This is a genomic window from uncultured Maribacter sp., from assembly GCF_947500985.1.
Taxonomy (GTDB): domain Bacteria; phylum Bacteroidota; class Bacteroidia; order Flavobacteriales; family Flavobacteriaceae; genus Maribacter.
Genome location: NZ_CANMTX010000002.1, coordinates 369,832 through 396,813, shown reverse-complemented (window position 1 = coordinate 396,813; position 26,982 = coordinate 369,832). Strand labels below are relative to the sequence as shown.

The following is a 26,982-nucleotide window of genomic DNA, read 5'->3' as shown; positions in this document are numbered from 1 at the left end:
TGCGTATATAATTTATACTCTAATACTTAAGCTATGGAAAACTACATAACAATATTGATGATATACGCGGCAGCGTTATTATTTTCGACTGTATTAAAGCCGTATATAAAAAACGATAAATAAAATTCCCCTTACTTAACCTCGGCTTAGCCGTATATAAAAAAGACCTCATCAACGAGGTCTTTTTTATTCTCTTATTATAAAGATCATACTAAGTAATTATATTCCTGAAACCAATCTTAAGGTTTAGAAATTAATTTATTTTAAATAAAAACAGGATTAATACAAATTTCTTTCATATTCAATTTAGAAATAAAAAGAATAAAATTTAAAGCTAAATTTCAGAAACAACAATAATATTAATAACCAATACTACTACAAACTGAAGAATAAAATTGGGTAGGTGAATGGGCACTAGATATAAAAAATGTACGGCCCCACTAATGCTTCTATTATGAAAAATGCCCACCAAGCCTAATAAAGGTAGTTCCCCCGAAACCTTTTCTTAGAACGTAATCATACGACGAATCGTAGTTATACTTATTTTGGCGCTCAAACATTAGATATAAGATAACATACACTATCTTATAAAGAACCGTACTAAATTTTAAACTTTTATATCTGCATTAAAAGAACCTTCAACATTCAAAGATTCTCCGTTAGCATTTTCTAATTGTACTTCTAACTTACCATTGACATTGTTAGAAAAACATTCAATGATTGTAACATCACCCGATTTAATAAAAAAAGGTAGTTCACTAATACCACCGAAATCTGCAAAACCGTATACACCGTTAAACTTATGAAGCAAACGATCTAAATTCTTTATTTTATGTATACCAACAGGTATACCATGATTCATTTTTGTTTCAGAAGCGATAATAAACTCCAAAGTTTGCTTCTCCCCTTCATTAATTGAAGTGAAACTCAACAACAACTTGCCTATTGTATTACCAAATCTGTCTTGTTCAATTTTCTTTGAAAAGGTTGCTTTACCATTTAAATGAAAATTTCTTTCTCCATCAATATTAAAACTACATACACCTTTTTCAATTTTAATGCTTTCAAAATCACTTTTTGATCCACCTGAAAGCAAAACAAAAGGCATTATTCCGAAAAAAAATATTTTTAAAAACTTAGCTATAAACTGAAATATCTTAAACATAATTGTAAGAAATAATTATAGTCATGGTTTGTTAATATTCCGTTTCTGAACCTCCATTACCATCGTCATATTCTCATTTACTCCTTCTTCATCTTTCATAAATTGCGAAGCGACCATTAAGACCACAATAAACAATGCTAACATTAGACCGCACTTTTTCATGTCAATTTGATTTATAACAGACTGAAGTTCTTTGCTAAAGATAATTTTAAGCTGAAAAAGCATAGGTCTATATTGTATAACCTGTCTTCTTTTATGTATAATCGGAAAACAAGATTCTAGCATAATTAATAAATAAAACAATTTGTAGTCTTTTTCTTTCTAAAAAGAAGGGTTTACAAATTTTCACACCTTTATTACTTTAATTTACCGATTACACTAAAATATCATCCATTGATACAAATTCGCTTATGAAAGCCCTACAAACCCGTAATTTTTCATAACTTCCTAACTTGATACCCTATCTTTTATGTTACAAGCTGTAATAGTTGATGATGAAATTAAAGCCCTACAGAGCCTAACATGGGAGCTTACCAACTTCAGTGATGAAATCAACGTTATTGCCTCATTTACTAATCCAAATGAAGCGCTTCAATACTTAGAAAAAAATACTCCTGATTGTCTTTTTTTAGACATCGAAATGCCCACTATGGATGGTTTTCAGTTTATTAAAAAACTTACCAACAAGAATTTCCCTGTTGTAATCACCACCGCTTACAATCAATATGCCCTAAAAGCTATTAAAAGTCAAGCTTTAGATTATCTATTAAAGCCGATAGATACCGATGATTTAGAAGAAACCATTGTAAAGATCAAAAAATTTAATAGCAAGAATTTTTCTGTTGAAAAATTAGAAATGGCGCTCTTAAATTATAACTCTAGGTCTATACATAAACGCATTACTTTAAACACCGATGGTAAATTGTTGTTTTTGGAAAGTGACGAAATTCTATATGCTGAATCTGATGGTAATTATAGTACTATATTTTTAACCGATGGTCAAAAAATTGTACTCACCAAAAAACTAAAAGAAGTAAACGAGTTGCTTCCGGCAGATTCTTTTTTTAGAATTCACAATTCGTATATCATCAATCTAAATAAAATAAAGGAATTTTTAAAGACTGATGGTTACGTGGTATTAAAATCTAATCATAAAATACCTGTCTCAAGACAAAAAAAATCTGATTTTTTAGATATGTTGTAGCTTTACAATCATATGTTCAATAACAAATCTTAAGCTTATATTTAAATTCTATAGTGTATAAATTCAAGTTCAAATTTCTATTTTTCCTACTGTATACTTTAGTACCGCAACACCATAGTTATTCTCAAGATATACCTGAGAATTTAAAAGAAACAGTAGATAGTCTATTATCTAAGCCTCCAAAAGAATATCAAGAAATACATTCGGTATTAGTCACCTATAGCAATGACAGTATTGCGTTACGCTATATAGAAAAAAGGGCCACAACTAACAAGTATCTTTTATGTAAAGCATACGCTTTAAACCAATTAGGAAACCTCTACAGCGACTTATCAATTTATCCGAAAGCCATAGAACTTTATCAAAGCGCCATAGAAGCATCTATCAAGGCCAATAACATTGAACTTAGAGTACAGAGTTTAAATATGCTCAGTACGGTTTATATGCGTACTGATGCTATAAAATCTGCTTTAGATAAAAGTCAAGAGGCTTTAGAGTTGGCTGAAAACGTTACCGAACCCAATAGTGACCTAAAAAGAAGCATCACCGTATCTCTAAACAGTATTGGTGGAATATATCAAATGCTAGAACAGTATGATCTAGCTATTGAGAAATATGAAAGATCCATGATTCTTCAAAAAGAATTGGACGACAAACAAGGCCTTGCCATTAGCCATCAAAATTTAGGTGAGTGTTATGAATATCAAGGAGAGCTTGAGCCTGCTTTAAAAAATTTTAGAAAAGCACTTGTTTACAATGAGATAATTGATTCTAATCGCGGCAAAATAATCTGCAATTATAGTATAGCACACGTGTATGTGCACATGGGTAAAATAAAAGAAGCGATTTCTATTTTAGAAAACAATTTATTAAAAGCCATTTCTATTGGTGACCAAAAAATTATAACTACTATTTATATAAACTTAGGATGGTCATTGATACGTTTTGGCGATTATGACCCTGCAGAAACCAATTTAGAATCTGGTTTAAGCTTAGCAACATCTAACGATTTCTATGCGGAAATAGCCGAAGCGAATAAATTTTTATCTGAGCTTTGGATCAAGCGAGATGATTACCAGAAAGGTATGCGCTATTTTAAAGAATCTAGAAAATACGAAGAACGCATTACCAACTCTCTTAATCTACGGTACGTAAATGACATGATTTTACGATACGAATCTCAAAAGAGAGCCAACCAGTTAGACCGACTAGCAAAAGAAAATGAATCTGTACGTTTAAAGTTAAAGAAAAATAGGACTATGCTGATTATCATTGGTATCTTCTTAATTTTACTTGTAGGTATTTTATATATTCTTTATAGGCAGAGTCAATTAAACGCAGAGAAAAAACTTTTGACATTAGAGCAAAGTATGTTACGTAGTCAAATGAATCCACATTTTTTATTCAATTCTCTAAACTCGATTAAATTATATATCATTAATAATGAGAAAAAAAATGCTGTTCATTATTTAAATAAATTCTCAAAATTAGTACGAAAAATACTTGAGGCGTCGTCTCAACGAGAAATCTCTTTGGCAGATGAGCTAGAAACAGTAGCGCTGTATATGAATATTGAAAACATACGGTTTTCTAATGAAATTAACTTTAAAATTGATATCAAAGACGACATAAATACTCATAACATAAAAATACCTTCGCTTATACTACAACCTTTTTTAGAAAACGCTTTATGGCATGGTCTATCTTCAAAAGATGGAGCAAAAAACATTGCCTTAGAAGTAAAAAAGGGTAAAAGTGGCTTTATTGAAATAATCATTACCGACAATGGTGTGGGTAGAGATGCTGCAGAAAAAATAAAGGATAGTAAGGTTCTTAAAAGAAAGTCGGTAGGTATTGATATTACCAAAGAACGACTAGCAAACTTTTCTCGTGACTATGAAAACTTTTTTCATGTAGATATCATTGATAAGTTTGACGATGACACCAACCCCATAGGCACACAGATAGTAATATATATACCTATTATTTAAGATGGTCTTTAGCCACCTCTTCTAATTCGTTATACCAAGGTTCACCGAATTTTCTAATTAAAGCTTCTTTAACGAATTTATAAACAGGTACTTTTAGTTCATCACCTAAAGCACATGCTGGATCACAAATTTGCCATTTATGATAGTTAACTGCAGTTAGTTCAGTATACTCACGTACTCTAATTGGGTACAAATGACAAGACACAGGTTTTTTCCACTTTATTTCACCTTGGTTGTAAGCCTCTTCTATACCACACTTTGCTATTTTCTTATCGTCGAAAATAACGTAGGCACATTCACTTCCATTTACTAATGGGGTTTCCCACTCACCATCTTCACCCTTAACAAAAGCACCATGTTCTTCAATAACAGCAACACCTTCGGGTCTTAAAAATGGTTTAACCTTAGCATAAATATCGACCATAATTTCAGTTTCTGAATCTTCAACTGGCGCACCAGCTTCGCCATCGACACAGCAACCACCTTTACACGCACTAAGGTTGCAAACAAAATCGTTTTCTATAATCTCTTCAGATACTATGGTTTTCCCTAATTGAAACATGATCTAATTTAAAGGGCACAAGATACATTTTTTAAAAAGTATTGGTCTTAGAAAATTTTAAGAATAAACATCTAAGTGCATATTTATAAACGTAAATTTGCAAAAAATTTGAAGTATGGAGTTTCATTTTGATTTAAGAGAGATTGCAACCGCAAGTATGGTGCTATTTGCCGTTATTGATATTTTAGGCAGTATTCCTATTATTATTGGGCTTAGAAAAAAAGTAGGTCATATTCAGTCTGAAAAAGCATCTGTTGTGGCTGCTGTAATAATGGTAGCTTTTCTGTTTCTTGGTGAAGAAATATTAAATCTTATCGGTATTGATGTAAATTCATTTGCCGTAGCAGGTGCATTCATCATATTCTTTTTAGCTATTGAAATGATTTTAGGTATTCAATTATACAAGGATGATGAACCAGAAAGTGCTTCTATTGTACCTATTGCCTTCCCATTAATTGCTGGTGCAGGTACTCTTACCTCTTTACTTTCGTTAAGAGCAGAGTATTTTGTTGAAAATATTATTATAGCTATTGTTGTTAACATTGTCTTCGTTTTCATTGTACTTAAATCATCTGTGAAAATCGAAAATATGCTAGGCAAAAACGGGGTAAATGTAATTAGAAAAGTATTTGGGGTTATTCTTATGGCAATTGCTGTTAAATTATTCGCAGCTAACATTAATGAGCTTTTCTAGACCGTAAGAAGGTTGTACTTTTATAAAAACAAGTTTATGAGCAAGAAATTATCCATAATTTTCATAGTAATTGCAGTAGCACTTATAGCCTATAACGTAACCTTAGTGAATTTTGCTGACCCTTTTGAGAAGAATAGCACAATAGCATTAATTGGGATTATGGCTTCACTATGTGCAATTGTACTTCTTTTGGTATTCGTTACCAGCAGAAAGATTCAAGATAAAATAAATAAGGATTAATTATTGGCTTTGATTTCGCCAGATTCTTGTTGTTGAATTCCACCGCCATCTAATTCTAGTACCTTTTGAAGCATAAGATCTTCATCTGCTTTAATTTTGGCGTGTATATTAGTATTGAATAGTTGTTCTGCGATATTAGCTTTCAAAAATCGTTTGATGCTCTGTTCATAATCATAGAAATTCATTCTTAGATTTCTATCTACGGAATACTGTACAAATCTTTCAAAGAGAATATCGTCAACTTTAAAATCGTTTACAAATTCTTCTTGTGTGTATTGAGCATACCTTTCTCGATCCTCGTCTAAATGTTCAAATACAAAAAAGGACAAGAAACCTAAATTATCCATACTCTCAACAGCTTCCTCTTCATTGCTCCCTATGGGTACAAATACATCCGGTATAATACCGCCACCGCCATAAACAACTTTTCCCTTAGGAGTTGTAAACTTTAACGAATCTGCCACTTTAATACTATCTACAGAAATCATTTCTCCGCTATGGAATCTATCTGTAAAACGTTGGTAGTAATCTTTAGTACCATTAGCATATGTCTTTTGAATACTTCTACCTGTTGGGGTGTAATATCTAGAAACTGTAAGTCTAACTGCCGAGCCATCACCTAAAGCCATTTCTCGCTGTACCAATCCTTTACCGAAAGATCGACGACCAACAATAGTGCCTACATCATTATCTTGCAGTGCACCCGCTACTATTTCACTAGCTGAGGCAGATCTTTCATTTATTAAAACATAAATAGGTTTATCTTCAAAACTACCTTCATCTGTCGCAAAGCTCTTATTGATTTTTCCCTTTTTATTTTTTGTGAACAAAATAAGCTTACCATCTTCTAGAAACTCATCTGCCATTTCTTCAGCCATACCTAAATAGCCGCCAGGGTTATCTCGCAGGTCTAGAACAAGCTTTTTAGCTCCACGCTTTTGTAATCTTACCAAAGCATCTTTAAACTCTTTATAAGTAGACTCAGCAAAGCGGTTTACTTTTATATAGCCGATATCTTTATTAAGCATATAAAAGGCATCTACACTTTTTAAAGGAACAATGCCACGCTTCACCTTTACATTGAACGTTCTATTTTCTGTTTTTCTAAATACGGTAAGGTTAATAGAAGTACCTTCTTTTCCTTTTAATTTCTCTACAATAACTTCACTGGGGAAGTCTTTACCGTACAGCGTATCGTTATCTGCCATTAGAATACGATCACCTGCTAAAATTCCTTTTACGAAACTTGGTCCGTCTTTGACGGTTTTTATAACCGCAATAGTATCGTTATAAGAGTAAAAATTAATACCGATACCCACAAAATCGCCTTTCATATTTTCAGTCACGCCCGACATTTCTTTTTCAGAAATGTATACAGAATGTGGATCAAGTTTTTCAAGAATACTGTTGACAGTAATATCAACAATGCTATCTGTATTTACATCGTCTACATATTCATAGTCAATGTAATCTATAAGTCTGTTGAGTTTGTCTTTTTTAGAATTGGTTGAAAAAAGACGTTCTGGAGAGTCATTAAAATTCAGTTTTCCGCCTATAAAAAACCCTAATGCGAGCGCAATAGCGATAATTAAAGGAAATAGAGCACTGTATTTTTTATTCATCATTAGTGTAAACGTTAGATAGTAACATTTATTTCTGGCATATGTTGTAATTCAACACCCGCTTTTGCCAAAAATTGTAATCCCGAATCATCTTTGTATCCTACTTGATACACTACACGTTTAATGCCAGACTGATGAATTAACTTACTACATTCTCTGCAGGGCGATAACGTAATGTATAAAGTAGCACCTTGGCAAGATTGGGTAGAACCTGCTACTTTTAAAATAGCATTGGCCTCGGCATGTAAAACATACCATTTCGTGTACCCTTCTTCATCCTCGCAATAATTTTCAAATCCGGTTGGTGTACCATTGTATCCGTCAGAAATAATCATTCTATCTTTTACGATAATGGCACCTACTTGCTTTCGCTTACATGAAGAAAGCTTACCCCATTCTTTGGCCATTCTTAAATAGGCCCTATCATACTTTAATTGCTTTTCTTTCTTCATTTACACTACGCTTTATATAAGCACTTAACCCTAAGGTACCTGCTTTGATTAGTACCAACTACATCTTAGGGTAAACTTTAACAATCTAAAAAGGAAATGTTTCATATAACAACGGTAGAGTAATAAGTATTATGACAATACTACCAATTGTAATAAACAAGCTTTGCTTTACTTTTAAAATGCCTTGAACTACATAAGCTAAAATCAATACTAAAAGGACAATGACTACTTGAGACAATTCGATTCCACCAGCAAAACCTAATAAAGGTGCTAATTTATCTTCCTCTCCCATAATCATCATTTTAAAATAATTAGAGAATCCAAATCCATGTATTAGTCCAAAAAAACCCGTTGCCAAGACATGAAACAAAATAGCTCTATCTTCCTTTTGAGCCTTGTTATCTACCAAATTAAAAATAGCGGTTGCGAGAATGGTAACCGGTATCAAAAACTCTATCCAGCTTGCTTCTATTACCAAAACCTCATAAACAGAGAATACCAACGCCAAACAATGCGTAAAAGTAAAAACGGTAGCTAAAAGCAAAACATTCTGCCAACTTTTAAACGTGAAAGGAAGCACCAGTGCAGTTAAAAACAATATGTGATCATACGCATTTATGTCTAAAACATGATGTAGACCTAATTCTATATAAAACCAAAATTCTTGCATACTAATACATCTAAATAATTGCCCTTCTAATTTAACCCGCGCTCTTTTTGAATAGTCTCATAAGCGGCTTGCACCTGCTTAAACTTCTCTTCAGCACCTTTTTTAATGGCTTCATCTTTTGTGTTCACCCTATCTGGATGATATTTTTTAGCCATTTCTCTATACGCTTTCTTTACCTCAGCATCTGTTGCCGATTTCTCAATATCTAAAATTTTATAAGAATTGTTCGCCGATTTCACGAACATAGCTTTTATACTTTCAAATTCATTAAGAGAAACTCTTAAGTAACCTGCTATTTCACGAATTTTCTGAATTTCGGGATTACTAATATTACCATCTGCTTGTGCAATACCGAATAAAAAGTGCAGTAACTGCAAACGAACTTCATAACGGGTTCGTTGTGCTAAAAAAGTACAAACGTTTTGGGCAGATATTTGCCCTTTCTTATTTATTTCATTGAAACTTCTAAAAATAGCATTCGCCTTGTCTTTACCATAGGTACTAACAAAATACTGCCGTACATAATCCATTTCTGACTGACTCACTTGTCCGTCTGCCTTAATAACAAGTGAACACAACGATAGTAAGTTCAGCTCAAAATCTGCTGCGGTTACATTTGGTCGTGTATAATCTTGAAACACACTACGTGCACTACCTTTATTAGATCCAAAAAAGCTATCTATAACACTACCGGCAAAGAAGCCTAAAACCGCTCCAGATAAACCTCTCAAAAAAAAGCCGACTACAGCCCCCAACCATTTAATCATTTCGTATTCTCAATTTTGGCAAAGATAAATTATTAGGAATAGAAAGTTAGACTAATGAAAAGTTAAGGTCTGAAGCACTGCTGCGACTAATTGATTATCTTTGTAATAGTTTAATTAAAATAATAACAATATGTACCCTGCGGAATTAGTAAAACCAATGAGAGATGATCTGGCTTCTGCCGGATTTGAAGAATTATATACAGCAGATGCAGTAGCAACTGCCATCAATAAAGAAGGAACAACTTTAGTGGTTGTAAATTCTGTTTGTGGTTGTGCAGCGGCAAATGCAAGACCTGCAGCTAAAATGAGTTTGCAGAACGATAAAAAACCAGACTTTGCAGTAACTGTATTTGCTGGTGTAGATAAAGAGGCTGTTGATGCGGCAAGAAACCTTATGGTTCCTTTCCCTCCTTCTTCTCCTTCTATGGCTTTATTTAAAAATGGAGAATTAGTTCATATGATTGAACGTCACCATATTGAAGGTAGACCAGCTGAAATGATTGCTCAGAATTTAGCACAGGCTTACGACGAGTTTTGCTAGGTTTTATAGCTTAAGCTATATTCTTTCAAAATAATAGGATTAAAAAACCGCTCTAATTGAGCGGTTTTTTATTTTTGTAGCATGCAGAAATTGCTTTCTTATATATTAACCCCCTTCTTTTTCTTAGCATTTGGTCTATGTCTTGGAATATTTCACCCCATTCAATGGCTAGGTTTTAAGCTTTTTGGATATAATGGTCTTAAACCAGTAGTAAGTAAATTGAACTTTTGCTTAATGAGAAGTACCAATATTTTAGGTACCACCTACCGGTTTACCAATAACTTCGATTTACCAACAGACAGACCGTTAATCATTGTAACCAATCATCAAAGCATGTACGATATACCGCCCCTTATTTGGTATATGCGTAAACACCACCCAAAATTTGTAAGTAAGAAAGAATTAGGTAAAGGCATACCTAGTGTATCTTTCAACCTTGTTCATGGGGGTTCTGTTTTAATTGACAGAAACGATGGCAAATCGGCATTAATGGAAATAGGAAAACTAGGCTCTTATATTGAAGAACACAAAAGAAGCGCCGTAATTTTTCCGGAAGGTACAAGAAGTAGAGATGGACACCCAAAGCCATTTAAACCAATGGGACTCAAAATGCTACTTAAAAAAGCTCCGTCTGCATTGATTGTTCCAATTAGTATCAATAATTCATGGAAATTGGTTCGCTTCGGACAATTTCCGATGGGATTAGGCGCCAAGGTTCGATTAGAGGTTCAACAGCCTTTAGAGAACACTGGCAACCTAGACGAACTTATTACACAAATAGAAGCATCCGTAGTTAGCGGAATAAATTCCTTTAAATGACCGATTCAGAAATAGTAGAAGAAACCATTCTTTTCGTCAAAGAAACGTTACAAAATGCAGAAGGTGGGCACGATTGGTTTCATATACATCGGGTATTCAATAATAGCATGTTAATTGCAAAAGATGAAGATGACCTAAACCTGTTGGTCGTTAGTCTAGGTGCACTTTTACATGATATTGCAGATGCTAAATTTAATGATGGCGATGAATCTTTAGGTCCTAAAATGGCCGAGAACTTTTTATTAAGTCTTGGTGTACCTAAAAGAACGATTAACCATGTAACCAATATCATCAAATACAGTTCGTTTAAAGCCAGTTTAACAGATGGTAAGATGAAGAAGAAGCTATTCTCATCTAAAGAGCTTAAAGTAGTACAGGATGCCGACCGTTTAGATGCCATAGGTGCTATTGGTATTGCACGTGCGTTCAATTACGGGGGATTCAAAAATCGTACGCTCTATGACCCAAGTATACCTCCAAATTTAGAAATGAGTAAAGAAGAGTACAAAAAATCTGAAGCACCTACTTTAAATCATTTCTATGAAAAACTCTTACTTCTTAAAGATAAAATGAACACAGAAACAGGCAAGCGATTGGCAGAAGAAAGACACCAATATATGATTGATTTTCTAGAACAATTTTATCAAGAGTGGAATCCTTTAAAAAATTTAAGTTAAGTTTACAGAACAATTCAACAACATCAAACCATTAAAAAAGGGTCTCAATTTACATTGAGACCCTTTTGTATTTTATATATTTTTCTACTATTTCTGTGGCAACTCTCTTGTTAACCAACCGCTTCTACTTGCCGTTACAATTGCATATGGCGTAATCCAAAATAAACCGAACGTAAAAAGCACGCTGTATGAATATGCCCAAACAGACTCAGATATAGAGTATCTTTTAGCATAGAACAATACTGGAAAAGTTGATAAAACCAATATACTTACAAAAGTAGAACTTAAGAATAATAATGGGTGTGTAACTACAAATACCAACATGAATAATACAAATGGGTAGCATAACACTATTCTTGAGAATTGGCTAAAGAACAATAATCTTGTACCTGTTTTTGGTCCTTTTCTAAAGTTGGTAAATACGTATTTAGACATTTGAATATTCTCACGTACATTACTTCTACCCCATCTAATAAACATTTTATAAAGCCCTTTATATTTTTCAGGAACATTAGTATACGCAAATGCATTTCTTTGGAATAAAACGTGAAAACCCTGCTTTAAAATCATATTCGTCATAGCCCTATCTTCACCTATATCTGAAGCTTGACCCATAAACGTTTGATTGATCCAAGCATCTAAACAACCAAAAACCGCAGTGGCTCTGTAAGCTGCTAAAGCACCAGGAGTACATAAAACAGAATTCAATGTACTTTCAGAAGAACGTACAAACTCAAAACTAAGTGCAAAACTTACGTCTAGCATTTTAGGTAGAATCTTGTCATTATTTAATACACGAATGTTACCTGCCACAGCACCACAATTTTCATCAATAATGAACGGACTTACTAAATTTCTTAAGGTGTCTTTGTCTACAATAGAATCACTATCAACGGTTACGAATATCTCACCTGTTCCTTCATTAAAACCTCTGTACAATGCGTGACGCTTACCCATGTTCTTTGGTTGCTGACAAATAGAAACTCTATCTCCTAATTCTTTCTTGGCTTCTAGCATCCAATTCCAAGTATCATCTTTACTACCATCATCGATAGCCAATAATTGAATTTTTTCTTCTGGGTAATCGCTTTCAGCTAAACTCTTTAACGTAGCCCATACTTGTTTACCTTCATTATATGCAGGTACAATAACCGTAACTGTTGGTAATTCTTTATCAGAAACAGATGGTATTGCCTTGTATTTTAAAAATCTTATAAATGTGTAAATAAAGAAACTCAATTTAAACACAAAAAAGGCAGCGGCTACAATCATAAAAATTAACCCGATCATGGTGCTTCTTCTTTCTAGATGTAATTGAGTAAAGTCATTCTGTAGTATGTAAGCTAGATAAGCTGAACCAAACATTAGCACGAATGTGCTTCCCATTACAAAAATGCCCCATGCATTGGCATTTTCAATTAGATGTTTAATTCTTGAAAAGAAAGGCTTCTTTTCAGTTTTTTCGGTATTGTTTTTTAATGTTTTCATTTCGTTTTTGGTAGTATTCTTGGTTTTCAGAAATAGTCCTCGTATTTATTTCTTCTTCCTATGTACGCTTAGAAGTATCTTTTGGATTTTATTTTAACAAAACTTATTAAAGAAAATTTTTACCAACAACTATTGCACGCTTTTTAATATTCACCTGCTAATTTAAAACCCTAAATTTTTGAATTATTTATAATATTTATCTCGTTTTCATAGAGTTAGACTAAGTATTTGAGAAATAGTCATATCTGAACCATATTAAACAACTAAAATAAATTTTCATGAAATACGCTTTTCTATTACTACTGTTTGCCATTTCTTATAGCCACGCAAAAACTGATGAAGAGGCAATTGTTTCTCTTTTAAAGAAAGAATCTTCCACATGGCGTTCAGGTGATATAAAAGCACATGCTTCTTGCTGGTCATTTCAACCCTATAGTAGAATTATTATTTCTATGCCAGATAGAAATAGTATGGATGTACCACCGGCAATGATGATCAATCCTCCAGAACATATGGTAGGTAAAGGTGGTGGGTCTAAAAATTCTAATTATAAGATGAATATAAATGGTAATAACGCTTGGGTTACTCATGATGAGGAATCTACTACTATTGACGGAGTAACAAATTATACTTACAAAATACGAATTCTAGAGAAAATTAATGGCAGTTGGAAACTTGTAGGGCAATCTATACACCCAAGAAAAATGGATTAATAATTAACTACCTCGACCTAAGCCCGCCAAGTATGCTTCTGAAGATATATTTTTTATTTCGAAGCCCGCCCGAAATTTACCACTGCGCGTAAGCCTAGGAGAATTAAACCCTCAATGAGATATTAAAATAATTTTAATTGTCCATCCTTATAAGATTCATGCAGAGTAGTATTTAGCTTTGGGAATGTTTTGCCTTCAAAATATTTACGCTTTGCCAAACGTACCATATCATGAATTTGCGTGGCTATTATACCGTCACCCCTACTTCTTAAACCAAACCTGCTGTCGTTTAGTCTACCACCATGGCATTCTTGAATTTGATGTAATACCTTCTCTGCTTTGTCGGGCAACGTTTTGTGGATCCAATCTGTAAATATTTCACCTATTGCTCCGTTTAGTCTAACTACGGTAAATGCCATAGATAAAGCACCATTTTCTGAAACCGCTTTAGCCAAGTTCAAAATCTCGTGACTATTAATACCGGGTATAATGGGTGCTAGCATTGCATTTACAGGAATTCCATTCTCAGATAATACACGTATAGCTTCTAGTCGTTTCTTAATGGTGGTAGTTCTAGGTTCTAATATTCTTCTTGTTTCTTCGGATAAAGAAGTGACAGAAATGTTGACTCCGATTAATCCGTATTCATTCAATTCTTTTAGAATATCTAAATCACGCAAAATCAAAGCGTTTTTGGTTATAATACCTACCGGATGCCTATATTTCAAAAAAATCTCTAAGCATTTACGGGTTATTTCAAATTCTTGCTCTGCAGGCTGATAACAATCTGTATTACCAGAAAGCACAATTGTACTCGGCTTCCAGCTTTTACTTCTTAATTTAGCTTCTAACAGTTTGGGCGCATCGTGTTTTACCAAAATTTTTCGCTCAAAATCTAATCCTGCACTATAACCCCAAAATTCATGAGCATTTCTAGCATAGCAGTAAATACAACCATGCTCACAACCTTGGTACATATTCATAGAATAACTCATACCCACATCTGGACTAGTTACTTTATTAACTATCGTTTTTGGAAAAATAGGAAGATATTGGGTCTTATTTCTATCGGCAACTTCGCCTTCTACTCGGCAGAATTCGAGAAAATCATCTCTAGTTTCATAACTATAAGCAGAAAATTTATTGCTGGTATTTTTTTGGGCTCCTCTTCCTTTAACCGAAGAATTAGAATTCATTAATATTAGGATTTAATCCAAAAATATGGAATAAATCCTAATATTATAATTATTTAACACCCACTTGAACCAATTGCTTTTTTGTACCTCTTTTAGCGTAGAACCTTAATTCATCGTTCTTGTGATCAATGTATGGTACAGATACCATTAACGGCAAACGAGCTTCAGTATCATCAATAACCTTACTGTATTTCATATGTCCGTTTTCATCTAAACGAATTAAAAACACATTTCTGTTTCTACTTAAACCTTGTTTGAACATAATACGATCATCGCTAAGTTGTTGCGGATTCTCTGAAGATGTGCTAATAAAAAAGTATGTTGTATTGTTTTTTGTGTAAGCACTATATGAGGCATAAGCACCATCGCCTTGTGTTACCTCGGTCTTGTTAATATTTCTTGCCCAAATTAAATCTCCCGTTGCACTTAATTTTGCACTAATAATATCATTATGGTGATATCTAGTTACCGCAACGCGCCCACCACTAGAGTTAGACTGTACACTTTTACTTGTAAAGTACTCTTCAGCATTAAATAGAATATTCCCTTCATTGGTAATGTCCATACCTTTAAACACTAAATCTTTTATGGCCTTATCATCTTCACGCCCAAACTTATCCATCATAAACTGTTCAGAGAACTGGTTAAATTTTTCAGTCTTCATTTCTAAAGTTTTCGAATCTAAGTTGAAATAAGAAATTCCGTTATAACGATTATCTTTTCTATCCGCATAAAAACCGATACAAAGCAATTCATCACCTCTAAAAATAGGTTTCAAAGATTCAGGAAATTTACCCGGAGTATAAAAAGACTGAACGCTTCTGCTGGTATTCGAAATTCGAACCATTTCATATTGAAACTTACGCTCTGTAGCATTAAAACGTTTCTTTTTAAAATATGCCTTACCTACCAAATACACATTCTGCAAATCTTTTGAGAAGGCTATATTTTCAAATGCATAATTCTTTTCTTCTACCTCATCAGAAAAATCATGCTCCATTAACTTGTTTAAGTTGGCATTGAATACATGAATTGTATGCTGATCAATTTTTCTTTTCTTATAGTGTGTAGTTATGGCAAAAGCTGATTTATCATCATTGAATAAAATAGAAGTAGTAAACCCAGATGAAAAGTTTCGATTATAGAAATTTCGATCCAAAGGCTGTTCTACTGGTTCAGAAGCTATTGATAGCAGGGTTTCTTTTGTAAACTGAAATTGAGAAAACGGGCTTCTATGCACTTCGTACTGATAACTTCTAGTATTATAGTTGTACTCTAAAAACAACAAATAAACCTGCCCATTACGAACATAGGCGTCTATAAAATTGGCATTTTTAAGTTTATAATTATATTCAGAGACTAGCTCTAAATCTTTATTGTAATGTTCAATAAAATACCCTTTAGGTCTTAATACAATACCTGTATAATATGCACGGACCACAACAGTACCTTCGCTACCATCATCTGCGATAGCAAGCATATTGGAGTACCTATATTTATCATGAAATTTTTCGCCAATAGTATATGATACAAGTTCTTCTTGAGCAAAAGAACTAACTACATTAACCAGAAACAAGAATAAGAATGCGCTACGTTTAAACATAACCAATTTGGTTTATGTCATGAACCCGGAAAATTTGCCTTTCTTTTTTCTAAAAATGCAGTAGTACCTTCGGCAAAATCATCTGTTCCAAAACAGGCACCGAAAGCCTCAATTTCCTGCTCATAACCATTTACAGTATTCTTAAAACCAGCATTTACTGCTTTTATTGCATGAGCAATGGCTACAGATGAGTTATTGGTTATTCTAGAGATAATTTTATGGCATAACGGCACTAATTCTTCTTGGGTAGTTACATGGTTTACCAAACCATAAGCATGCGCTTGTTCTGCAGTAATCATACCTGCGGTCATAATCATTTCCATAGCTCTACCTTTGCCAACCAATTGCGGCAAACGTTGTGTACCACCATAACCAGGTATAACACCTAAAGAGACTTCTGGTAATCCCATTTTGGCATTATCACTTGCAACTCTAAAATGACATGCCATTGCCAATTCTAATCCGCCACCAAGTGCAAAACCATTTACTGCGGCAATCACGGGAGTATCTAACTTTTCAACAAAATCGAATAATTGTTTTTGACCTTTCGTTGCTAACTTCTTCCCTTCCTTTTCACTGAAATCAGAAAACTCAGAAATATCTGCACCTGCTACGAAGGCCTTTTCACCGCTACCGGTTAAGATGATAGCTTTAACGTTTTTATCCTTTTGTAAATCTTTAAAAGCTTCATGTAATTCACCAATGGTTTCTTTATTTAAAGCATTTAATTTATTCGGACGGTTAATCGTCACAATTGCCGTTGTCTCTTCTCTATCTATAAGAATTGTATTGTATGACATAGTTGTTGATTTGTTGATTTATGTATTCTCTTTCGGAAACTTTACACAGAAGACCGTACCCTTACCTAAATGAGAAGTAAAGTTGATAGACCCTTTATAAGTTTCCACAATATTTTTTACCATTCCTAATCCTAACCCCATGCCACTAGTCTTAGTAGTAAATTTAGGTTCAAATATTTTTTCTTCATTATCCTTTTCAATACCATAACCGTTGTCTGCCACCGATATTTTAACCATATCTCCTTCTGATGCCACGCTGACCAAAACTCTAGGTGATACTACATCTGGCACTGCTTGTATGGCATTTTTAACCAAATTGGTTACCACACGTATTAACTGTGTTCGATCTAATTTCGCAATTATTTCTTCTTCATCGGCTATGAAATGTATATAATCTTCATTGAAAATATCTATTGCCAATTTTACAATTTTGACCACGTTTAAGGTTTCATTCTGTTGCGCCGGCATTTCAGCAAAATTTGAGAAAGCAGAAGCTATACTACTCATGGTATCTATTTGCTGAATTAAGGTATTTGAATATTCCTTTAGTTTTTCATGGATTAAGGGATCGCTGGGATCAAACTTGCGCTCAAAACTCTGCACAGTCAATCGCATGGGTGTTAGCGGGTTTTTGATTTCATGTGCAACCTGTTTTGCCATTTCACGCCATGCCTGTTCACGCTCGCTACGTGCTAATTTCACAGCACTTTGACCAAGCTCATCAATCATAGCATTATACGCGGCAATTAGTTTTTCAATCTCTTCCCCAGGGTTATCTATATAAATCTTTTTGTTCTGCTTATTTAAATTGGTTCGACCCATCATTGTAGAAATCGTTTCTAAGGATCGAGTTATATATTTAGAGATAAAAAATGCAAAAGCAATTGCCATGAGCAACATCAATAAATACACACCAGATAGGCGAAATAAAAACTCTTTTAACTCATAGTCGTTGAATGAATTATCTTCGAAATAAGGTAGATTAAGAATACCTATAGGCTTAAATTTTTGATCGGCGATATAAGAAAAAGATGCTTTGTATTTATCACCTGCCAAAGCGTTTTCGCGTACATAATGCTTATTGGGACTAATCTCCAATTTATTCAATATCTCAGAATCCAAGCACATTGAAATAGAATCATTGGCAAATTTTGGACGAGAGCTTTTTATAAGCTCGCCATCTAAGCTATAAATATTAAAATTCATGTTTTGCACCACGGCAATCTCATAAATCTCATTTTTGAAAATTAAATCAAGGTTCTCTGTTGTTACCGGGTATGTAGTTTTCTGAATGGCAAGGTCAATACTTTGGCGTATCTGTTCCTCTTTACGCTCCATTCTATTTTCATGGTAATCTTTAGATTGCTCACGATATTGATACACCGTAACACCTGCAATCAATACAGATGCAATAAGCACCAAAAATATCATGGATAAGAAAATGCGTGACCGTAAAGATACTCTCGTTAACAAGATTCTACTATTTCGTCTAAAGTTAGCAAATATCGCACCAAAAATATCAAATATGCTTTTAAGGTTTTATGGCAAGAAGTATAAGGTGTTACTTTAAATGCTATCTTCAATATTAAGTTCGTCAAGGCGCCATAATTAAAGTATTCAAAAATTTAGATATATGCGTTTACGTACCACTTGCAATATAAAGTTCGAGATTTCTGAACCAACACCATTTATTCTTATGTTGAGACCACGCAGTGGCAACCAACAATGGGTAGAAAGAGAGGAATATAAAATCACCCCGAGTATTCCAGTTATTGAGTTTACCGACAACTACGGTAACCTATGCCAACGATTAATTGCTCAACCAGGCCAGTTCTTAATATCTACCTCTTCAGATATTGTAACTTCAAATTTTATAGACCAGGATTTTGGCGCATCATTTGTAGATATACAGAATTTACCAGACGCTGTTCTTAGTTACCTATTACCTAGCAGATACTGCGAATCTGATTGCTTTTATGAAATGAGTTCAAGTATAACTAATGGTCATTTATACGGTTATAATCAAGTTTCTGCAATTACCAATTGGTTACGAGCCAATATTAGCTATTTACCAGGAAGCAATAATCAGCCACTATCTGCAAGTCAGGTTAATATTAGAAGGTTTGGTGTTTGTCGAGATTTTGCTCACTTGGGTATTGCCCTGTGCCGCAGTTTAAGCATTCCTGCTCGTATAGTTGTAGGTTATCTTTATGGCTTAGAACCTATGGATATGCATGCTTGGTTTGAAGCTTATGTTGGAGATCGATGGTATACATTTGATGCAACACAAATAAATTCGCCTGGTGGGTATGTTATCCTCGGCTTCGGTCGTGACGCTGCCGATGTTGCCATTTTCAATCAATTTGGTCCACTTGTACATCCCACAGAACAACTTGTAAAAGTTGAACAGATTTTATCAAACACCTAATCGTATTTGAATCATAGTTTTTTTGTATCAACTGGGTTAATTAAATCTCAAATTATTTAACGTAAAAAATTCATTTTCAAGTGCAATCATTTTGATATGTAAAGGTGAAATTTAAAACAAGTTAAAAATGAAAGTAATTTCTTACTTATTTTTGCGTTAATACTATGTTGTAATTATCTTTTTTATAAAATATAGGAATGCTATATAAATCACTATTATATTTATTTACCATATTCATTGCTTTTGGCACCCCTATAGCACTACATTCTCAATATTCGGAACCACTTACCTTTCAGCATATTCAAGAAGGTATGTCTCAAAGTAGCGCTACGGTACTTTTAGAAGATAATTTTGGTTTTATATGGATAGGAACCAGAAATGGATTAAACAGATATGATGGAAAAGATTTTGAAATCTACACTAAAAGTTTAGATGGTAAAACTGGTCTTAAGCATGAATATATTGTAGCATTACATGAAGATGGCCAAAATATTATCATCGGCACAAATGAGGGGCTTAGCCTTTATGATCGTAGTTTAAATATTATAACACCGTATCCGTTTATCAATGAAGGTGAAACCATCAAAGACGCAGTTTTTGAGATTATAGTTAAAAAAGACGGTATACTTTGGCTGGGATCAGAATCTAGAGGTTTTTATAGTTACGAGCTAGAAACTGGTAAAGTAAAACATTTTCCTCCTCCTAATAAACACGTAACTATTGATAACCCTCGACTTAATAAAGTTGTTAAAATTGATGTTTTAGATGCTAACCGCATTCTAGTTGTTTTTACCTATAATACCCTAATACTTAATTATGAGATGGAGATTATTAGTGAAGTATTACAGACAGAGGCAATCATCACCGGCATAAATTCATCAGAAAATAGTTTATTAATAGGTTCTGCAACTGGCTCACTATTTAAGTTGGACATAGCAGAAAATTCAATTAGTATCTCAAAAGAAAAAGAGGTCAGCCCAGGTTTTGGTATACGCTCTTTAGAGAAAAATTTAGACAATGAATTATGGATAGGTACTGAAAATAACGGTTTACATATTTACAATAAAAATCTTGATTTTATAAGACATATTGAGTACAGTGTAACAAGACCCAATTCCATTTCTGGTAATTCTATATGGGCATTATTATGTACACGAGATGGTACAATGTGGATAGCCCCTTATAAAAGCGGGTTAAATATTTATGATAAAGGATTTTATAAATTTAATCATATAAACTCTGACCCTTTCAACCCAAAGTCGCTCAGTAATAAATTAGTGAATTGTTTTAGCGAAGACAATAAAGGAAATATTTGGATTGGTACGGATGGCGGAGGAATAGATTATTGGGACCGTTCTTCAGATACATTTAACAATTATTCATTAAGGAATAAAACATTTCCCAGTAATGTAGTTCTTTCAATATTACAGACCAAAGATGACGAAATATGGGCAGGAACATGGACAAATGGTATAGCTATACTTAATACAAAAACCAAAAAAACCAGTGTACTAACTTCAGAAAATTCATTTTTAAAATCAAATATAATTATTGATCTTTTAAAAGATAAAAAAGAAAGAATTTGGATAGTAAACTACTTTTCAGGTGTACAAGTGTATGACCCCAAAACAAAAACACATGAAAATATAACGCTTAAATCAGAAATTGACGGCAGTATAATTAACTCCATATACCAGATTTTTGAAGACAACCAAGGTAATATATGGATTGGAACATTGAACACAGGTTTGTTTAAGCTAACAAAAAATGGCAACGAATGGTCAACTGTTCATTATCATACCAAAAATTCTTTAAGCAATAGTTTTATCAATGTTATTATTCAAGATATCGAAGATACCATTTGGGTAGGTACACAAGGTGGACTTAACAAATATAACCCAGAAACAGATTCATTTTTAGTGATTGCCAAGGCTGACGGCTTAAAAAACGACGCTATTAAAGGTATTATAGACGATCAAAACAACCACTTATGGCTTAGCACCGAAGAAGGAATCATTAGATATAACAACAAAACCGGAGAAACAATTAATTACGATGTTGGTGATGGTCTTCAGGCAAAAGAATTTATTGCAAGTTCATCAATAACAACTAAAAAGGGTGAATATATATTTGGTGGCATTAATGGCTTTAATATTTTTACTGCAAGTGATGTTGAAAAACGAAAAGACACACTTACGTTATTTGTCTCTGGATTGAAACTTTTTAATCAACCCGTTTTACCAAATGATGACTTTGGAATATTAGAAAAAGATATCAGTCAAGTAGACTCCCTAACCTTTAACTACGATCAATCTGTTATAAATATAGATTTTAAAGCCCTTACTTTTAGACACCCAGAAAGTGTTAATTATGCATTTTACCTTGAAGGTTTTGAAAAAGATTGGAATTATGTTGGCAACCATCCTACAGCAACATACACAAATTTAAATCCCGGAGAATATACATTAAGAATAAAATCTACTAATTCTGATGGTGTTTGGGTTGATAACGAAATAGATCTCCATATTACAGTTACCCCACCTTATTGGCAAACTTGGTGGTTTAAGGCATTAATGATTGCTTTAGTATTATTGTTATTCTATATAGCACAACATATTAAACTACAAAATATTAGAAAAAATCAACGAAGTCTAGAGTTGAAAGTTGACGAACGTACTAAAGAATTACAATACCAAAAAAACAAACTAGTAGAAGCTGCAGACAACTTAGCATCCAAAAACGAGGAAATTCAACGATTTACGTATGCCGTTTCTCACGATTTAAAAAGTCCGTTAGGAAATATCAAAGGTCTTGCAAGTCTAATACCTTTAGAAGTTTCTTTAGAAGACCACCCAGGTCTAGCCGAATACTTGAGCCTTATCGATGTTTCTTGCAACAATATGAACGAATTAATTTCTGATATTACAGAAATTGCCAGACTGGGTAAAATCGACAACAAAAATGAGTTGCTAAAAACCAACGAATTATTAGATCTATCAAGAAATTTAATTAAGGGCAAATTGAAACAGCTCAATATAGAGCTTACAATTACTGAAAATATGCCCGATATTTTTGGTGACCGCAATAGAATAATTCAAGTTTTTGGTAATTTCTTTGATAATGCTATTAAGTACATGGGCGACCAAGAAAACCCAAAAATAATAGTCACGTACGAAGATAATGGTGACACAAACAGCTTTATGGTCATTGATAATGGATCAGGAATGAATGAGGGAGCTCTAAAAAAACTATTCACCCCTTTCGAACGTTTTCATGATAATGTAAAAGGTACAGGTTTGGGGCTCTATATGGTAAAACAAATTGCCAATTCGCATGGCGGCACCATCATAGCAGAATCAGAAGGGGAAGGAAAAGGAGCTACTTTTAAGCTAGTTCTTCCAAAAGCTAAAACTGCAGCACAAAATGCTAGAAAATCACTTATATCTTAAATTCTGAAAAATTAGAATTAAACTTTAATTTTCAAGTAGTTATGCTTCCGGATTTTTATTTCGAATTCTCTTGTATAGCTTTATTCCTAGCATTAAAAGTATACCTAAAACTACAATACCTACCACTCCAAAAATCCAATTAAAGGAGCTTTTCAAAATCACTAAAAACACAATAGCGAATAGAATCAGCGTAGCACCTTCATTCCATATACGCATGAATTTAGAAGTATATTGAATATCATCACGTTGAAATTTTTTGAAAATTTGATGGTTTTTAAGGTGATATATAATCAGTAACAATACGAAACCAAGTTTTATGTGCATCCACGGTTGTGACAACCAACCAGGGTAAATAACAAGCAACCAGATAGCAAAAAACACCGCCAATACAGCGGATGGCCAAGTGATGATATACCACAACCTTTTGGTCATCAACTTCAATTGTTTAGAAAGAATTTCTTTTTCAGGTGATGACTTTTGGTTGGCTTCTATATGATAAATGAACAATCTTGGAATATAAAAAAGCCCTGCAAACCACGTTATTACGAAGATGAGATGCAGGGATTTTATATAGTTGTAATATTCTGTCATAAGGCTTATAAAAACAAGTTCAAGAGCAAGAAACAAGTTCAAGTACAAAACTCAATTCTCAATTCTAGTCTTAAACAAGCCCAAAGTTAGTAAAAGCGGATAGAACTTATTTTATAATTTTATGGCACCAACTCCTGATTCCCACAAAGTCTTATTGTAAGCAGGTATAGCCGTGTTGATGAATTGCTTTCCTTTTGCTTTTAAACCTACCCATTGTACGTCTAATTCAGTCTTTCGGTCTTTACTCGCCTTGTTCAATCTTGGAATACCACTATTCGTCTGGTTAATCATAAATATATATTCTGCAGAAAACTTGTTAGTAAAATTTTCTACATCATCATACGCTTGTGATTTACGTTGTACCATATCACCATCCCATGCTTTCATTTCTGCCAATAGCTTTTCACCAGCAGCTTTAGCCGTAGGATCGGTTACCTTTTTCAAGACTTCAGCTAAATCGTTTTGAGCTGCATATAACTGATTTACCATATTGTGCATTTCAGTCAACTCTGCTTCTGCAATCGTCATAAAAGCATCATATTCTTCGTATTGTCCTGGCTTTGTTTCATAGGTTGGCACTTCATTAATTGTACCTGTAGTAGAAACTGTTTGTCCATCTACTTTTAATTTAAAAGTATACGTACCAGGAGACACTTTATGTCCGCTAAAACCAGCTTCAATATATACGCCAGGTATACCCGGCATTATCGCGTTTTTCATATCCCAAACAAAGCGATTTAACCCTTCTTTTTTATTCAATACTGGTGCTGGTGGTGCACCACCTCCATTATGTGGCTTGTAGGTTGGATCTTTTTCTGAACTAATTATCCTGATTACCTTTCCTTTAGCATCTGAAATCTCTAAGGTAATTGCAGTACTATCTTTTAATTTAGGTAGCTCATAATATAGTACTACTCCGTTAGCAGGGTTAATACCTTCAAAAGTATCACTACCGGTAAATTTATCAGAATTACCACTCAACGGACTCCCCCAAGAACCATTGTAGGCGTCTTTAGGCTTCAAAATTTGGAGTCCCGTTTTAGAAGGTTGATATTGACCAAGAGCAACAACATCATCAAGAATCCAGAACGAACGACCAGAAGTAGCCACTACCATATCGCCTTTATGCATTTTTAAATCTGTAATTGGAGTCTTTGGTAAATTCAATTGAAAAGGTTCCCAAGATTTACCACCATTCCAAGATGCATAGATTCCCTTTTCTGTGCCCGCATATAGCAAGTCTTTCTTAAACTCATCTTCACGAACTACGCGCGTAAAAGCTCCATAAGGAATTCCGGAGTTTATGGCCGTCCAAGTTTTACCGTAATCGGTTGTTTTGTAGAAACCAGGTGTGTAATCATTAAATTTATATCTTGTTGTAGCAATGTAAGCAGTTGCTGGATCATGCGGAGAAACCTCAATTGCATTGATCAAACATTCTTTTAATCCTTTAGGGGTTACATTTTCCCAAGTTTCGCCACCATTTTTAGTTAAGTGGACTAATCCGTCATCACTACCTGTCCAGATGTATCCCTTTTCATGCGGAGATTCTAATATGTAAGCCAGCGTACCATAATTCTCGGCCCCTACTGCTTCGTTCGTATATGGTCCACCACCATTGCCTTGTTTTGCATCGATATCTCGAGTAAGGTCATCAGAAATTTTATCCCAAGTTAGACCCATATCTCGGGTTCTAAATACATATTGCGCTCCGTGATAAAAGGTGCCCTGTTCATGTGTAGAAGCTATAATCGGTGCGTTCCAATTAAACAAGTATCTCATATCTCTAGCTTCGCGACCTAAATATTGAATAGGCGCTTGCATAATTTGAGTTGCCGCTTTAGACTCCATATCCATTATTTCAACAGTACCCAAATATTGACCACCCATTACATAACGTGGATTATCAGGATCAAATGCTAAAAAGGCACTTTCACCACCCGCAGAATCTGTCCAATCTCTAGTCGTAATACTACGACTACCTGCAGATAAGCTAGCTATTTTAACAGACCTATTATCTTGCTGACCACCATAAATATTATAAGGAAATAGATTATCTACACTAATACGATAAAACTGTGCAGTAGGCATATTGCTTTGTGTAGACCATGTTTTAGCATAATCAAAAGATACTGAAGCACCACCATCATCTGCTAAAACCATATTTTTAGAATTGTTTGGGTTTATCCATAAATCATGCGTATCGCCATGGGCAACCTCAACATTCTCCCATGTTTTACCACCATCTTCTGAGCGTAGCGCTGGTGCACTTAAAACATATACTGTGTCTTCATCATTAGGATCCACAAAAACCTCAATATAATACCAAGCCCGTTGTACTAATCTATTATCACCACTAACCATTGTCCAAGATTCTCCTGCATCGTTAGAAACGAATAAGCCACCCTTATCGGCATCTGAATCACTTTCAATTAATGCATATACTTTGTTGGAATTCGACGGACTCACAGCTATCGCCATTTTTCCTTTCTCCTCTGGTAGACCTTCATGAATTTTTTTCCAAGTATCTCCTGCATCGGTAGATTTATATAATCCACTACCGACACCACCACTAACCACCATATTCGGTTTACGTTGATGTTCCCACATGGCAGCATACATAATTTCAGGATAGCTAGCATCCATAGAAAGTTCAGAAGCACCGGTAAGATTGTTTACGAACAAAGTGTTTGTCCATGTTTTACCGCCATCAATTGATTTATAAATACCACGTTCGGCATTACCTTCGAAAAGTGCACCTTGCGCAGCAACATAAACGATATCAGGATTTGTTGGATGGATGATAATTCGTGAAATATGCTGGGTTTTTTCAAGTCCCATTTTCTTCCAAGTTTTACCCGCATCAGTAGACTTATATACTCCGTCTCCGTAAGATGTCATTACACCACGTGGTGCATGTTCTCCCATACCTACATAAACGATATTCGGATTGGACGCAGACACAGAAACTGCGCCAACCGACCCTAATTCAAAAAACCCATCTGAAATATTCTCCCAACGTTGGCCAGCAGATTCTGTTTTCCAAACTCCGCCACCGGTTGTACCCATATAATACGTCATGGGATCACCAATAACTCCCGTAGCAGTTACCGAACGTCCACCTCTAAACGGACCAATATTTCTAAATTTTAAAGGTTTAAAATAATCATTGGCTGTCTGCGCAAAAGTTATGGTAGTTGCAATTACCGCCATAAACAAGACTAGTTGTTTTTTCATGATAGTTAGTTTGAATGTTCTTTAGATATTTATATTGTCAGTTCGAGTGGATTTTCTTGGAATAAAACGTAAA

Annotated in this window: 24 protein-coding genes; 10 read left to right on the top strand and 14 right to left on the bottom strand. The window is 34.1% G+C overall.

The genetic code is table 11. The features are described 5' to 3' along the window. Positions 1–607: 607 nt before the first annotated feature. On the bottom strand, positions 608–1,165 hold the full coding sequence (locus tag Q0871_RS05300) for a hypothetical protein (RefSeq protein ID WP_299318980.1): 558 nt from the start codon (positions 1,163–1,165) through the stop codon (positions 608–610). A gap of 21 nt (positions 1,166–1,186) precedes the next feature. Beyond that, the gene (locus tag Q0871_RS05295; protein WP_299318976.1) at positions 1,187–1,450 is read right to left on the bottom strand and encodes a hypothetical protein; all 264 of its coding nucleotides are present in this window, start codon (positions 1,448–1,450) and stop codon (positions 1,187–1,189) included. A gap of 184 nt (positions 1,451–1,634) precedes the next feature. On the opposite strand from Q0871_RS05295, the gene Q0871_RS05290 reads away from it, so the two are divergent. Both Q0871_RS05290 and Q0871_RS05285 read left to right on the top strand, forming a co-directional pair. Beyond that, a complete protein-coding gene (locus tag Q0871_RS05290; RefSeq protein WP_299318974.1) occupies positions 1,635–2,369 on the top strand; it encodes a LytTR family DNA-binding domain-containing protein in 735 nt (244 codons plus the stop codon). 53 nt (positions 2,370–2,422) lie between these two features. Continuing rightward, a complete protein-coding gene (locus Q0871_RS05285) occupies positions 2,423–4,360 on the top strand; it encodes a tetratricopeptide repeat protein (RefSeq protein ID WP_299318972.1) in 1,938 nt (645 codons plus the stop codon). Here Q0871_RS05285 and Q0871_RS05280 read toward each other — a convergent pair. Continuing rightward, entirely contained in the window at positions 4,353–4,922 is a 570-nt protein-coding gene (locus Q0871_RS05280) for a DUF3109 family protein (protein ID WP_299318969.1), read from the bottom strand. The two genes, Q0871_RS05285 and Q0871_RS05280, sit on opposite strands and share 8 nt — an antisense overlap. A gap of 115 nt (positions 4,923–5,037) precedes the next feature. Between Q0871_RS05280 and Q0871_RS05275 the strand changes: the two genes are divergently transcribed. Beyond that, positions 5,038–5,616, top strand: coding sequence for a MarC family protein (locus Q0871_RS05275; RefSeq protein ID WP_299318966.1), 579 nt, complete (start codon positions 5,038–5,040; stop codon positions 5,614–5,616). 36 nt (positions 5,617–5,652) lie between these two features. Continuing rightward, positions 5,653–5,856, top strand: coding sequence for a hypothetical protein (locus tag Q0871_RS05270; RefSeq protein WP_299318962.1), 204 nt, complete (start codon positions 5,653–5,655; stop codon positions 5,854–5,856). On the opposite strand, the gene Q0871_RS05265 is transcribed toward Q0871_RS05270, so the two are convergent. The 4 genes from Q0871_RS05265 to Q0871_RS05250 form a co-directional block, all read right to left on the bottom strand. Then, positions 5,853–7,478, bottom strand: coding sequence for a S41 family peptidase (locus Q0871_RS05265; RefSeq protein WP_299319789.1), 1,626 nt, complete (start codon positions 7,476–7,478; stop codon positions 5,853–5,855). The two genes, Q0871_RS05270 and Q0871_RS05265, sit on opposite strands and share 4 nt — an antisense overlap. Positions 7,479–7,492: 14 nt before the next feature. After that, positions 7,493–7,930 carry a dCMP deaminase family protein gene (locus Q0871_RS05260; RefSeq protein WP_133685991.1) on the bottom strand — a complete coding sequence of 146 codons (438 nt, stop codon included), beginning with the start codon at positions 7,928–7,930 and terminating at the stop codon, positions 7,493–7,495. Between the two features lie 85 nt (positions 7,931–8,015). Next, complete coding sequence (locus tag Q0871_RS05255; protein ID WP_299318954.1) at positions 8,016–8,600, bottom strand: HupE/UreJ family protein; 585 nt, start codon at positions 8,598–8,600, stop codon at positions 8,016–8,018. 26 nt (positions 8,601–8,626) lie between these two features. Further along, positions 8,627–9,367: a TerB family tellurite resistance protein gene (locus Q0871_RS05250; protein WP_299318951.1), complete on the bottom strand. Its 741-nt coding sequence runs from the start codon at positions 9,365–9,367 to the stop codon at positions 8,627–8,629. A gap of 130 nt (positions 9,368–9,497) precedes the next feature. On the opposite strand from Q0871_RS05250, the gene Q0871_RS05245 reads away from it, so the two are divergent. The 3 genes from Q0871_RS05245 to Q0871_RS05235 all read left to right on the top strand — a co-directional run bounded on the left by Q0871_RS05245 (position 9,498) and on the right by Q0871_RS05235 (position 11,404). Continuing rightward, a complete protein-coding gene (locus tag Q0871_RS05245) occupies positions 9,498–9,908 on the top strand; it encodes a BrxA/BrxB family bacilliredoxin (RefSeq protein WP_299318948.1) in 411 nt (136 codons plus the stop codon). Between the two features lie 234 nt (positions 9,909–10,142). After that, the gene (locus Q0871_RS05240; protein ID WP_363323173.1) at positions 10,143–10,727 is read left to right on the top strand and encodes a lysophospholipid acyltransferase family protein; all 585 of its coding nucleotides are present in this window, start codon (positions 10,143–10,145) and stop codon (positions 10,725–10,727) included. Then, a complete protein-coding gene (locus Q0871_RS05235) occupies positions 10,724–11,404 on the top strand; it encodes an HD domain-containing protein (protein WP_299318941.1) in 681 nt (226 codons plus the stop codon). The genes Q0871_RS05240 and Q0871_RS05235 overlap by 4 nt, the downstream gene beginning before the upstream one ends. Before the next feature lie 87 nt (positions 11,405–11,491). On the opposite strand, the gene Q0871_RS05230 is transcribed toward Q0871_RS05235, so the two are convergent. Beyond that, positions 11,492–12,892: a glycosyltransferase family 2 protein gene (locus Q0871_RS05230; protein ID WP_299318937.1), complete on the bottom strand. Its 1,401-nt coding sequence runs from the start codon at positions 12,890–12,892 to the stop codon at positions 11,492–11,494. Between the two features lie 278 nt (positions 12,893–13,170). On the opposite strand from Q0871_RS05230, the gene Q0871_RS05225 reads away from it, so the two are divergent. After that, entirely contained in the window at positions 13,171–13,605 is a 435-nt protein-coding gene (locus Q0871_RS05225; RefSeq protein ID WP_299318934.1) for an endo-arabinase, read from the top strand. 122 nt (positions 13,606–13,727) lie between these two features. On the opposite strand, the gene Q0871_RS05220 is transcribed toward Q0871_RS05225, so the two are convergent. From Q0871_RS05220 to Q0871_RS05205, 4 genes are read right to left on the bottom strand one after another with little or no spacing between them, the layout of a single operon-like run. Further along, complete coding sequence (locus Q0871_RS05220) at positions 13,728–14,801, bottom strand: PA0069 family radical SAM protein (protein WP_299318931.1); 1,074 nt, start codon at positions 14,799–14,801, stop codon at positions 13,728–13,730. A 49-nt stretch (positions 14,802–14,850) separates the two neighbouring features. Beyond that, positions 14,851–16,404: a hypothetical protein gene (locus Q0871_RS05215; protein WP_299318927.1), complete on the bottom strand. Its 1,554-nt coding sequence runs from the start codon at positions 16,402–16,404 to the stop codon at positions 14,851–14,853. 17 nt (positions 16,405–16,421) lie between these two features. After that, positions 16,422–17,204 (bottom strand): enoyl-CoA hydratase-related protein, encoded by a 783-nt coding sequence (locus tag Q0871_RS05210; protein ID WP_299318923.1) that lies wholly within the window; start codon positions 17,202–17,204, stop codon positions 16,422–16,424. An 18-nt stretch (positions 17,205–17,222) separates the two neighbouring features. Then, on the bottom strand, positions 17,223–18,635 hold the full coding sequence (locus Q0871_RS05205) for an ATP-binding protein (RefSeq protein WP_299319785.1): 1,413 nt from the start codon (positions 18,633–18,635) through the stop codon (positions 17,223–17,225). A gap of 202 nt (positions 18,636–18,837) precedes the next feature. Between Q0871_RS05205 and Q0871_RS05200 the strand changes: the two genes are divergently transcribed. Both Q0871_RS05200 and Q0871_RS05195 read left to right on the top strand, forming a co-directional pair. Beyond that, on the top strand, positions 18,838–19,632 hold the full coding sequence (locus tag Q0871_RS05200) for a transglutaminase family protein (RefSeq protein WP_299318920.1): 795 nt from the start codon (positions 18,838–18,840) through the stop codon (positions 19,630–19,632). A 197-nt stretch (positions 19,633–19,829) separates the two neighbouring features. Next, entirely contained in the window at positions 19,830–23,081 is a 3,252-nt protein-coding gene (locus tag Q0871_RS05195) for a two-component regulator propeller domain-containing protein (protein WP_299318918.1), read from the top strand. Positions 23,082–23,120: 39 nt separating this feature from the next. Here Q0871_RS05195 and Q0871_RS05190 read toward each other — a convergent pair whose 3' ends face one another. Both Q0871_RS05190 and Q0871_RS05185 read right to left on the bottom strand, forming a co-directional pair. Next, entirely contained in the window at positions 23,121–23,672 is a 552-nt protein-coding gene (locus Q0871_RS05190; RefSeq protein ID WP_299318915.1) for a CopD family protein, read from the bottom strand. 111 nt (positions 23,673–23,783) lie between these two features. After that, complete coding sequence (locus Q0871_RS05185) at positions 23,784–26,909, bottom strand: glycosyl hydrolase (RefSeq protein ID WP_299318910.1); 3,126 nt, start codon at positions 26,907–26,909, stop codon at positions 23,784–23,786. Positions 26,910–26,982 lie beyond the last annotated feature (73 nt).